The sequence below is a fragment of the Gillisia sp. JM1 genome (genome assembly GCF_000424645.1).
Lineage (GTDB): Bacteria > Bacteroidota > Bacteroidia > Flavobacteriales > Flavobacteriaceae > Gillisia.
In genome coordinates this window covers 196,707-209,224 of the sequence record NZ_KE384218.1, presented here as the reverse complement: position 1 = coordinate 209,224, position 12,518 = coordinate 196,707, and the positions used below count along the sequence as shown (strand labels likewise).

General features: G+C 31.4%; 12 protein-coding genes. All 12 read right to left on the bottom strand.

The genetic code is table 11. The features are described from left to right. Positions 1-183 precede the first annotated feature (183 nt). Positions 184-1,314 (bottom strand): glycosyltransferase family 4 protein, encoded by a 1,131-nt coding sequence (locus tag H033_RS19555; protein WP_081661807.1) that lies wholly within the window; start codon positions 1,312-1,314, stop codon positions 184-186. Between the two features lie 265 nt (positions 1,315-1,579). After that, complete coding sequence (locus tag H033_RS0104260) at positions 1,580-2,329, bottom strand: glycosyltransferase family 2 protein (protein WP_026837173.1); 750 nt, start codon at positions 2,327-2,329, stop codon at positions 1,580-1,582. After that, the gene (locus H033_RS0104255; RefSeq protein ID WP_026837172.1) at positions 2,326-2,874 is read right to left on the bottom strand and encodes a WcaF family extracellular polysaccharide biosynthesis acetyltransferase; all 549 of its coding nucleotides are present in this window, start codon (positions 2,872-2,874) and stop codon (positions 2,326-2,328) included. The genes H033_RS0104260 and H033_RS0104255 overlap by 4 nt, the downstream gene beginning before the upstream one ends. Next, positions 2,875-3,897 (bottom strand): hypothetical protein, encoded by a 1,023-nt coding sequence (locus H033_RS0104250; RefSeq protein WP_026837171.1) that lies wholly within the window; start codon positions 3,895-3,897, stop codon positions 2,875-2,877. Beyond that, entirely contained in the window at positions 3,897-4,883 is a 987-nt protein-coding gene (locus H033_RS22445) for an EpsG family protein (protein WP_410503522.1), read from the bottom strand. Before H033_RS22445 ends, H033_RS0104250 begins: the two co-directional genes overlap by 1 nt. Positions 4,884-5,025: 142 nt before the next feature. Then, positions 5,026-6,192 carry a glycosyltransferase gene (locus H033_RS0104240; RefSeq protein WP_026837169.1) on the bottom strand — a complete coding sequence of 389 codons (1,167 nt, stop codon included), beginning with the start codon at positions 6,190-6,192 and terminating at the stop codon, positions 5,026-5,028. After that, positions 6,185-6,721: an acyltransferase gene (locus H033_RS0104235; RefSeq protein WP_196809419.1), complete on the bottom strand. Its 537-nt coding sequence runs from the start codon at positions 6,719-6,721 to the stop codon at positions 6,185-6,187. The genes H033_RS0104240 and H033_RS0104235 overlap by 8 nt, the downstream gene beginning before the upstream one ends. Before the next feature lie 76 nt (positions 6,722-6,797). After that, positions 6,798-7,493 carry a CatB-related O-acetyltransferase gene (locus H033_RS19550; protein WP_051227784.1) on the bottom strand — a complete coding sequence of 232 codons (696 nt, stop codon included), beginning with the start codon at positions 7,491-7,493 and terminating at the stop codon, positions 6,798-6,800. 45 nt (positions 7,494-7,538) lie between these two features. Then, on the bottom strand, positions 7,539-8,693 hold the full coding sequence (locus tag H033_RS0104225) for a glycosyltransferase (RefSeq protein WP_026837167.1): 1,155 nt from the start codon (positions 8,691-8,693) through the stop codon (positions 7,539-7,541). Positions 8,694-8,880: 187 nt separating this feature from the next. Beyond that, positions 8,881-9,552 carry a CatB-related O-acetyltransferase gene (locus H033_RS20845; RefSeq protein WP_051227782.1) on the bottom strand — a complete coding sequence of 224 codons (672 nt, stop codon included), beginning with the start codon at positions 9,550-9,552 and terminating at the stop codon, positions 8,881-8,883. Next, entirely contained in the window at positions 9,518-10,756 is a 1,239-nt protein-coding gene (locus tag H033_RS0104215; RefSeq protein ID WP_026837166.1) for an oligosaccharide flippase family protein, read from the bottom strand. The genes H033_RS20845 and H033_RS0104215 overlap by 35 nt, the downstream gene beginning before the upstream one ends. Before the next feature lie 76 nt (positions 10,757-10,832). Then, entirely contained in the window at positions 10,833-12,407 is a 1,575-nt protein-coding gene (locus H033_RS0104210) for a hypothetical protein (RefSeq protein WP_026837165.1), read from the bottom strand. Positions 12,408-12,518 lie beyond the last annotated feature (111 nt).

Sequence of the window (12,518 nt, the reverse complement as noted above, 5' to 3'; positions counted from 1 at the left end):
CTCTTTCCCCCGTCTCCACTTCAATGTTCATGCTTCCGTTTACCCCGGCCCTAAAGCCCGCCTGACCATTCTTTCGGGCAGGGGAGAACAAAGATTTTTCATCTCCGTTTCCCCTTGTCTCCCAGTCTCCTCTCCATTTTTTCACTCCTCACTCTTCACTCTTTCATGCCTCACTCTTCACGCTTAACCCTTCACTTCCTTCCAAACAACCAAACTTTTCTTCTTGAATAAATAGAACATTAAGAACATAGCGCCATACATCGCGACCACCAGGAAGCTGAGCCATAAATTGGAAAGCAAATTTGAAAAGAACCAGAAGATGCTTATTACCAATATGTTTAAAGAAGCTAGAAAAAATCCTGCTTTTTTATGGGAAAGCCCCAGATCCAGCAAAATATGATGAGAGTGTTCCCTATCGGCAGAAAAAGGACTATCTCCTTTTAAAAGCCGGAGAAGAATTACCCTTAGGGTATCAAATACAGGGATAAACAGGATACAGGCGACAAATAAAGGGCGGTTTGAAGGGCTAAATTCGTTCCCAATTAAAGGGAGAGTAGGTGTCATCACGAGAAGTTTAATGGTCAAAAAAGCGAGCACCAGGCCTACGATAAGAGAGCCGGAATCTCCCATAAAAATTTTCCGCTGTCCCCTGGAGTAGTTAAATCTCAAGAAGGCGCATAAGATCCCTCCAAGACTCACGCTGATCAAGACAAAATAAGGATTTTTTGAAATATAGAATACTGCGGAATAGGCCGTGCAAATCACGATCCCTACAAGAGCGGCCAGGCCGTCAATCCCATCGATTAAATTATAGGCATTGATAAGCGCTATTATTAAAAAGCCAGTCAGAAAAAAACATAGGATCCAGGGAATTTCGTAGATTCCCAAAAAGCCATACAGACTGCTAAGATGCATTTCGGGTGAGAAAACAAGAAAACAGGCAGCGGCTATTTGCCCAAAGAACTTTACCCGTGCGGTAGAGATCACCAGGTCGTCTTTTAAGCCAACCATAAACAAAATAGTGATCGCGCCAATAAGGTGGCTACCCACATAGTTGAGCCTGAGGCTCTGTAAAAGAGCCAGCACCATAATAAGTGTGATATAAAAAGCAACACCACCAAAGGAAGGCGTCTCAGTGGAATGAGCAGAGCGCCCAATTACCTCAGCCATCAGGTTTTTTTCCTTACTCACCCACAACACCTTGGGAATAAGGAAAAAAGTCAGGGCAAATGCGCCTAAAAAAATGCACACCACAAACAGTAAATAATAAGCACGGAAAAGCTCGAGGATCACCTCGTGATCGAGTAAATTCATGAAATATAAATTATGGGATTAGTAATAAAATACCAATCGGTAGGGCGATAGTTTATTCGTTGATTTGTTGAATCGGGATTCGTTACTTCGTCACTTCATTACTTCGTTAAAAACGTCATTGCGAGGGAGTTTTTTTTTGCGACTGTGGCAATCTGTTGTAAGTTAATTCGGGATTCGTTAATTCGTGACTTTTTTACTCCGTTGCTTCATTACTTCATTATTTAGTCACTCCGTTACTTCATCACTTCATCACTTCATCACTACGCTAATTCCCAACAAACTGCCCCAACTTGCTAAAATTCTTATACGCCAAAACTTTTAGCGGATTCTTAATACGATTCGAGCGTAATGCTTTCAAATCTTCCTGGGATTTAAGTTTTATATTTTTAAGGCTCCTGTTACTTGCACCACCAACTCTCATTTTGGTAAAAACCATTGGCAGGTATTTAAAATTTAAGTCAGGGTCAGAAAAAATACGCAGCATAAAATCGTAATCTGCTGCGATCTTGTAATTTAAATTGAAATTGCCATGCTTTTCATAGACTTCTTTTCTGAGAAACAAAGTAGGGTGAGCAGGCATCCAACCTTTCTTCAATAGATCTGGAGTAAATTGCTCACTTTTCCAATAGCGAACGAGTTTAGAAGTATCCTCCTTATTCACATATTGGAGATCGCCATAAACTCCATTTATTTTAGAGTCTTCAAAAGCAAGAGCAACTTTTGATAAAACATTAGGCTTAGCAAGAAAATCATCTGAATGTACAAAGCCTATCACAACACCTGTAGCCATCCTGATTCCTTTGTTCAGTGCATCATAAATACCATTATCTTTCTCAGAAACTATTTTAAGTTCTCCCGAAAAATCTTTTTTGATTATAGAAAGCGTAGCGTCTTTCGAAGCTCCATCAATAATAATCCATTCTACATTTGCAAAAACCTGTTGATTTATACTTTCAATAGCACCAGTAATTGTGGCTTCGCTATTGTAAGTAGCTGTTATTAATGAGATATTCATAAATCAAATTTCCTTTCTCGGACTACTGTTGCTGGATTTCCTTGATATATTGTATATGCTTTTAACTCCTGAGTGGCAATAGAGCCAACTGATAGAACTGAATGAGAATTCATAGTAACCCCAGGACAAACAATGGATTTGGCACCTACCCAACAACCCTCCTTTAAATTTATTTCTGCTAAAATTAAATCAAAAGAAGCTTTTTTGTAATTATGATTTCCAGTTAGGAGCATAGCCCCTTGAGAAATACAAACATTATTACCAATATTTACTTTCTGGAGATTATCGATCCATACATTTTCGCCGATCCAAACTTCATTTCCAATTAATAAAAGCCATGGATATTTAATATTAACTTTTGGCTTTATTAAAACTCGTTTCCCCACTTTAGCACCAAAAATTTTTAATAATTTTGTTTTAAGTACCGAAGGAAACGGCAATGCCGTATTAAAGATTGAGCTGTTAATGAAATACCACAGCAAAATTTTAGATCGTGAGGCTGGTTTGTACCATTTATTATTGAATGATCGTAAATCAGTTGGCATTTATTTATTATTAATTAGTAGATCGAAAAGGAATTTATACCAGTTGTTTTCTGGTTGAACAATAACTTCTTTTTGATCGATTAAAGTTTTAGAATAGCCCTCAAAACCATAAGGGGATGAAATAAAACGAATATTGTTCTCAATATATGTTTTGATTTTTATTTTTACTCCTCCACCAATAATATCGGGATTAATATAAATGGAGTTTTCCTTGAATGGAAAACCATTTCCATGATAAATTCCATGACCAAAAATTTCTTCTTTTTCTTTGGTGAAATTAACAGTATTCTTTCCGAAAAGATGAAACTCTAGATTAGGGAACTTCGTACGAAGTGGCAAAAACACTTGTTTAATAAACCAATCAATGGAATCTTTCTTATGTGATTCAATACCTCCGAACCAAACGATCTTGTTAATAGATTTAAGACTAACCCTCCCACTTTTAGGAAGATTTAATTTTACAGCAGATAGCATGGCATTTTCCTTAGATACTACACTTTTATAAAAGCTAAGATCTTCCTGGCTTAAAAATATGATAAAGACATTGGGATCTCTAAAAATCTCTTGTTCGACTTTTGATATAGACCTTAAATTGTATAAGAAGGGCAACCCAACCTTCAAATTCATCATTCTTTTTCTAACCAATATTCTTGAAAAACAATTGTGTAGTCGAACGGTGATTTGTTTCTCAGGAAATAACTTTCTTAAAGCTTGATAAAAAATAACATCTCCACAAAATATTTTAGCTATTTCGGAAGATGGAATTGACTCAAGAAATTTCAATTGAGAATGATGAATGTTAGAAGTTGGTTCAAAATTCAAAAGATTGATTATTCTCTTAGTTCCAAGAATATTTTGCCTTTTAATAAAAATGGATGGATATTCTAATTCCAAATCACTGCTTGAATAGTATATTTGAATGTCACTTTCTTTAACTTTTGATTCTTCAAAATCTTGTTTAACAACTAGGCTATAGCCGTTATCCTCTGCAACCCGTTCGGGAAAAAGCCAAATATTTTTCATTAGTCCTGAAAGTAAAAACGATACGGCAATAAAGGATCTTTACTTGTGAGACCCCGCGTATATGCAGATGTTGATATGTAAATATTGGTAAAGAAAACCAAACATAAAGTCAATAATATGAAGTCTTTCAATACAGTTTGAATCCTTTCTCCTTTTAATAAATAGACATAGGATGGTACAACTAGGATAATGTAAATTAAAAAGTAAATAGATAACCTAGCACCCCCAATACCAAATGGTAACAAGCTATTATAGATTATTATACCAGTCGTAAATAATTTCACATAAAATTCATTGTGGTCATTGATTTGAAGAAGTTTTTTATAAAAAAAAATATTTATAAAAGCTAATCCAATCATTAAGTAGATAATTAAACCAAAGCCAGAAAAATCATTTTTACTCGTGTAAAAAGCTATTAATCCCGATAATCCGAATGGGAGAATAGGAAGATTTAAAAGAAAATAGGTTATTATGGGAGAAGTTATAAAGGAGCCCAATAATAACAGAGATTGAAGTTTCCTAGATAATTTTAATTTAAAAATCGGAATAAAAAGCAAAGCAAAAATTGAGCTTATATGAATAAGACTCGAGAAAATTATTAAAGAAAAGAAATATATATATTTCTTTTCTTGTAAAAAGTATAGAGTTCCGTAAAAAACAATAGATACAGCCAAGATTTGTCTTATGATAGTCAAACTTTGGAAGAAAAAAAGGGGCAAGCAAACAAATGCCAAAATTGATAACTTCGGTAGAATTGACCTTAGAATAACTCCTTTATAAACGAAATACATCACAAAAAATGAGGTGACAATAAAAAATAATTGGAGAAATTGTAAGTCATGTGAAAAAGAAATCAATTTACGGGGCAAGTACTCGATGCGCATAAAGTTATGCCCATAAGGATATTTTAATAAGTCATAGTAGTTTTCGAAATCCCATCCTATATTAAACCTTAAACCCGAAAACAAAAATATTACAGTAGACATCAAAAGTACATTTCCTTTAATTTTAATAGGCAAGCCTGCCATGATTATTAAAAGAAGAATAAATAAAATATAAGGAAAAATTTGAGTAAACAAAGTTGGATTTATTTAAAGGGAAATTAGTTTTCGATCATCATCATTAACACTAGTTTATCAATATTTTGGCGAAAATTGAAGGGGTGTGTTCGGAAAGGAAATTTTTGTTGCTGTATTTAGGGGTGTAAACCATTAATGATTTAATACTCTTTGCTATTTCAGATGGAGAAACTTCGCTTAATAAAAGACCCAAATCATTACTTTCCACAAGTTCCTTCAGTAATCCTTGGCCAGTACAAAGAACAGGTTTATTACTAGCTATAGCATGACCTAAAATCCCGCTGGATGATTCAGGGTTCTTGTATGGGAGAATTACGGCATCACATTGTTGGAAAAGGCTCTTCATCATTCTATTTGAAATGAAATTATTTTCCCAAACTATTTTCGTTTTTCTTGACTCCGCATTTGTTTTTATTAAATTTTTGATGGTGCTTTCGGCAAAGTTTGATTCTGGTTTTCCAACTAATAATAAACAAATTTTTTGCTGAATAGAACTTTCTAAAAAATCCAGTGATTCTATTAACTCAAATGTGCCCTTTCGATTTCCTAAAGATCCAATATGGAGAAATATTTTTCGTGTTTTCTCAATGTTATAAAATTTATTAATATTAAAGTCATTTAAAGGTTCATATTGCGGAATGGGATCAGGAAGAACTTCAAATTTTTTTGTTGTAAAATGGTTATTTAGGAAATGCTTACTTTGTATGTCATTTAAGATAAAAATTTTTTTTATTCTAGGATTATTAAGGTACAGTTTTGTAATAAAATATTTCCGATAATATTTAAGCTTGCTTTTTAAACTATCACGATTAATTCTCGTAAACTGTAGAAATAAAATTCCACTCAAATCATAGTTAGAACGATAAAAAATCAGGGGAATTTGAAAGATATTAAAATCTAACAAATAAGCATGATCCACCCTAAACCTTTTGGCATAAAGATTCATAATTCTATAATAAACAAAAGACTTTATTAAAATATTTTGATTTTCTACTTCCTCTTTTTGTTCTTCAGGAGAAATTGGAAACAATTTAATATTTTGTATGCCTTTTGATTTTTCAGTTATTTCGGGAAAATGCTTAAAAAAATTTGTGTTAACCACAAATATAAACTCGTCATCACAATTTTGGACGTCATCTACAATAAAATTTATTATGTGACTAAGATACTCGGAATGATGCCCAGAAACCTGTATATCAAAAAATAATTTAACCATTTTTCATTTTAAGTTTTTTTATAAATCTTGCAGGATTACCGCCCCAGATTTCATTTTCTGGAATTAGTTTCGTCACTACACTCCCTGCGGCTACTATTGAATTATTCCCAATACTAACCCCTTTTAAAATTATTGAGCCACCTCCAATAAATACATAATCCCCAATCTTGATAGGAGCAGTATAAACGTAGCGGTCACCATTGTGCCTTCGTTCATGCGGATGTAAACTATGAAAATCTGTATCCCATATTTTACAATTTCCTCCAATAAAAACAAAGTTTCCGATTTCAATTTTATCCCAACAAACAATAGTTGAATTAGAAATTCCGACATTTTCACCTATGTTTAATTGTCCTTTCTCAGAAACAATTAATCTCAAATGGGTGTCTCCTCCAATTGGGTTTTTCATTTTTCCTGCATTACCTTCGAAATTATCTCCGATAGTTAATTTCCCTTTATTTTTAACAAGTATAGGCCCCATAACTTTATAAGAGGAAATATTCACTTTATTAAGTTTGAAAGTGATCAAATTCCTCAATTTATTGGGTAGACTAATAAAAAGGAATACTGTTTTTTTTATAAATTTTCTCATAAAATATCACACACTAAATTTGAAACTTAGTAATTGGTTCATATAAGGGGTGTTTTTTTTTTAATTTTTCAATATCATTCATTAACTCGATATTTTTTTTAAACCATATGTTAGAATTTTCCCACCATTTTAGTTTTAGGAGATAATTTATAGTTTCTGGGTCATAACGGTAAGATTTAACTTTAGCTGGAACACCGCCTACTATGGCGTAGGAAGGTACATTTTTAGTTATTACTGCTCGAGCCATAATTATGGCTCCATCCCCAATTTCTATGCCGCCTAGAATTAAGGCTCCCTCCCCAATCCAACAATCGTTCCCTATACTCACGGGTGTTTTTGTTTCTTTATTGAAATATTCGAATTCATCATACCTTTGGACATCTGTAAATGTTGATCCGTTCTGCATCATTAAAGAATAAAAGGCCGGGCTTGTAGAAACATAAGGATAAGAAAAGGGATGTTTCCCATATACTATTTTTACATTTGGAGCAACAGAACAGAATCTTCCAATATCTCCGAATATTTCCGAATTAGGACCTATATATGATCCATAACCAAGTTTCCCCGAGAAACTGGAATTTGAATATAATTTATTCATTCCTTCAAAGATGGAATTTGATCCAATTTTTACAGAGAGCCCGAACTTAACTTTTTTAGCATATTTAAGTTTAGTATAAATCCACCATATAATTTTTTTTAAATACCTCATAAAGAATGTTAATTACACAAAAAATTATATCTCTGTCCTACCATTTTATAGACTAAATTTTTGTTTGATCTTAATTTTTAATAAGTCTATTAATACCTTTCCAGAAACAGGATAATCAAAAGTTAAAATCTTCTTTTTATTGTTACTTTCCGGCATAGCATCTGCAAAGGAGGTGTCGTATAGAAAGATGTCTTTTCCTTGGGTTACCAGTTCAATATTTAATTCATGAGGCTTTACATCAAGACCATAGAATTGTATTATTTTATAATTTAATAAGCGTGTTGATAACCAGTATCGCTTTTTATTAAAATTAGTCTTGGTTGCATAAAGGTCAATACATATATCCCTATTGTTTACCGCTAATCTATTGGTAAACATTGAATCTGCTCTTTCAAAAAAAACATCATAGATAACAGCTTCGGTAATTGTAGGAAATAAATATGGAGTCTTTTTAGATGTGCATAATTCTACCTGAAATGAACTATCTGCCTCATTCGTATTATGAGTACCCACCTCATTAAAATTTGTTGACCTAGAAAAGTACGGGTAAACGAAAAATTTATCTTTATCCACCAAATATTTTATAAAATATTTCAACCAAGAAGATTCCGGCCAACTATTAACAAATTCTGGCAGTTGAGGATAATATATTTCCCATGTTTCATTTTTTTCGTACCAATGAAAAAAGTCAGACCACATCCTTTTTGACCAACATTGCCCCCAAGATTGGGCGAATTGAAGAAAATATATATCATATCCATTAAATCCCGCATTAAATGGACGCCAATTGTTAGGGTTTTTCTTATGATTATACAAAGAAATACCCGCTATGTTTAGATCATTATCATAGTTCTCAAGCATTTTTTTGCTATACAAATAAAAATCTGGAGAAACGTACAAATCGTCCTCCAACATTATTATGGATCCATATTTATTGGTTAAATCACCACAGGATAAAACATGATTCCTTAAACCTAAATTTGAGGAATGTTTAATAATTTCTTTCGGTCCAAAACCCCAAGAAAATTTTTTCGATATTTCTTTAACTTTCTCATTTTCTAATGTATAGCTATAGTCTATACTAATAATTAAAGTTATATCGCTAAAATTATCATAATTCGCATTTTTTAAAGATAAAAGAAGCCTTTGGAGTGAATGTGGCCTATTATAAGCAACAACGACAATAGCTGGTTGAGACATAAGTAGTATTCTATGTGTTTATTAATCTCTATTGGGTTTAATTCCCCTAGGCTTGCCTCGTACGAAGAGGAAAGTTTGAAAACCTAAGGTTTTCATTGAAAAAACTTTCTTCTGTAAAAACCTCGTATGCTTGCATCGAGGCAGTTTATTTTATAAAAAAATAGATTCAATAATCACCTATGATTCTTTATGAATTTTGACCCATGAAAAAAGATTTATTCTTTTTTAATTTGGAAATATTCCATTCCCACCATTGACTTTCTTCAATTCGCTTTATATCATCAGATTCAAATCTCATTTTAATTTTTTTTGCAGGGTTACCCGCCCAAATTTCATAAGAATTAATACTCTTTGTAACTACAGAGCCTGCTCCTATTATGGCTCCCCTTCCTATCTTTATACCTGACAATATTACAGAATTTGAACCGATCCATACATCATCTTCTATTATTATATCTCCTTTAGTAATAAAATCATGAAGAGATTGATCATGAAAAATATTTTTATTAATTAAATAGCTACTAACATTTTGAAAATTATGATAAGACTCTTGAATAGAAACATTTTGCCCAATAGAGCAATAATTACCTATTTCTATTTTCCCCAGGATTGCGCTCAATACTGTTCCTGGCCCATATATTGATACAAATCTTCCAAGGTGGATCTCACCAATACATATGCAATTATTGAGTTTACAACCATGTCCTAATGTAATTTTATTAACAATTGAATTTATTATAGAAACTGGGTACTCTTTAGAGTTTTCAATTACATTTAGCTTTAATGGCACCTCAGATTTAAAATCAATTTTATATCCCTTAAATCTATGAAGTATATATTTTACGGATTTCTTTATCATGATTACGTAATATTTTATAAGCAAAAAATGCATATATCAAATAGGTTAAGAAAAGAGAAAAGGAGAAAAGACGTAGACCTAATATAAAATCTCCCTTAACTACAGCAAAGGTAAAGGCCAATACAGATGATATCAAAAGTATTCCTTTCATATGAAATAAATATTCTTGTTTTTCAAAAACGGTATAAATACTGAATAAAGGATTGAGAATCATCAAAGCGAAGGCATAAGGAAGTAATACAATAATTACATAATAAACCTCTTGAAAACTCTCACCTAATAGCCAAATTAACAAATACTCTCCCACCAATAAAAATATTATCATACCCAATAAACTTAATGCAAATAATAGTTTTAAAATATTATGTGTAAAAGATAAACCTAAATTATTAAACTTTTTAACTGTAGAAATTTTTTGAATGAAAATTTGACTTACTGTACCTACCAATACGAGAATGGGCGTTAATACGATTCGATTGGCAATGCCATAAAACCCAGCAATTTCTTTTCCAAAATATTTTTCAAGGACAATTGTTGGACCTTTGAAAGCTAATGTGCGCATCAACTCACCGGTCATACTAAATTTCACGAATTTGATATACCTCTTAAATAGGAAAAATTGTAAATTAAACTTAAAAAAATCTATAACAAAAAACTTCAGAGAAAATAATTTAACTGTGTATAATAACATAAATATTGCAAAAAGTAAATTTCCTCCTGTAGTTATGAAAATTAATAAATTTTCCCTCGGACCATATATATGAAAAGATAAAAACAACAAGAGTGGTATTAGAGGACTAAATATTAGCTTTATAATTGATAATAAAATTATCCTATTTTGAGAAATAAAATAACTGTCAACTGTTTTTAATATCGTTGAATTAATAATATTTAAGACAATATAAATAATGTAAGAAACATTAAAAAATAACAATATTATACCAGAGATGCTACATACAACAAGTGAAATATAGCCTATCAATATTAAGAGATATTTAACATGTTGATAGTTTTTTTCAATGAAGAAGGCTTGTTCTAAATATCCTGAAGATAATATGGAAATTATTGAAGAATAAGATAGCACTACTAATAAACCTCCAAGATTTTCAGCTCCATATAAATTTGCATTTATACTGAATCCCATAACAGCTATTACTTGAGCAAGAAAATTTAATATCGATAATTTAGAAACTTTACTTAACATGTTGAATTATGAGTTTTCGAAAAATTTTCTTTCATCGAAGCATTAATATCACGATCCTTTTGAATTTTGATAAAACTTAAATCTCTACTTTCCTAGATTTTACAAGGTCTATTCCTTTTGTGAAAATCTTAATTAAGGATTTTATTTGACTCTCCCCTTTTGGTGTTATTTTCTGTTCATCAATTAATAACCTGAGACAAACATTATGCAAATAAGTGAATTCTACAGGTACTCCATATTTTTTAACTAATTTCAAATATTTTGAACAACTCAATTCATTATTCAAATCTCTAAAATTTTCAAAATGTTCTTTAATAAGTTTTGATAGGTGAGAATAATTATCACATTTTTTCACCCCTTCAATCATTTCAAATGAAACATTTCCAAGAACAATGGCAGGTTTACCTAGCATGACAGATTCAAATGCGGTGGTCCCAGTCAAGGTAATTACACCCTCCGATTTTGTTATCCATGTTTTAGGATCATTGTAGGCATCAAGCTTTATAAATTTGACATTGGATAAGCGAGAAATCTTTTTATAAAAACTAAAAGGTCTTTCCCCAATCATAGCACCATGTTCTTTTAAATATAATTTCCAATTTGCAGGCATCGATTTTGCTACTGCTGCTATAACATCTTCCTCATTCGGATAAAGTGGAGCTTTAATTAAAGTACTCGATTCAGGTATCAAATGAAGAGGAAAATAAATATATTTTTCTCCATCTACTGGATTTTCAAAAAAAACATTCAACTTAGATAGCAAGAACCTTTCTCTAATGATGGTTTTAAAGAAAAAAATACCCGTTTGCGGATAGGCTGCAATAAACGGAAATTTATAATTATACCCCAGTAATTTAACTCTTAGCAAAAAACTAAAAAATGCCTTTTTTTGATAATGGAAGAGTTTTTTAATATCCTTAATCGCTGAATTATTTTTCTTCTTTAGGGTCTTGTTATTTTCATAATCTTTAACAACAATTTCATCTTGATCTCTATAATCAAATACTGCCTGTACATTTCCAGAATCTGCTTTAGTTTCTTGAAATTCCTCAATGAAATAACTATCCACTTTTCTCCCCAAATTAAAAGTAGGCAACAGGTATCCCTTAAATCGTGAATGTTCTATATTAATATATGGTATGCCATTATATTTAGCTATTAACCATAATATGGTTCTCCCTATCTCAGAATTATCAAAATCAAAGATAAAATCAGGTTTGGAACTATTAATTAAATTTTCAAAATATTCAAATAGGAGTATTACCCATAAGTTTTTTTCACTGTCACTAATATCTTTAAAATAGAACCTATAATGATATTGGGATGTAAATATTTGTGAACTCATAAGAAGAATGCCCCAAGGAAGATCCTTACAATATTTATTTTCAAAGTTCTTTATTTTATTTTCATCAACCTTATATGATTTATCTTTTACCGTTTGAGAATATTGATTTGCAATTTCATTTAATGTATGAATTTTAAGAGAATTATTAAATTTACAAAATTTAACATATGTGTCATTACATAGTAACGATTCAGTAGGATGAACAAAAAGTGCTTCATTTTCATATTTCGAAAAATGTGGTAAGCTAAAATGAGCTAGACCAGTAAATGATTCTTTGCAAATCCATAATATTTTCTCTGTAGACATAACTCTTAATAAATTTTAAAGAAAATCCATTGTAAATCGCTGACCTTGAGTAATCGATTTTGTAGAATGCTTTCCCATTATCTTCTGATAATACTTTGGATGCATGCCAAA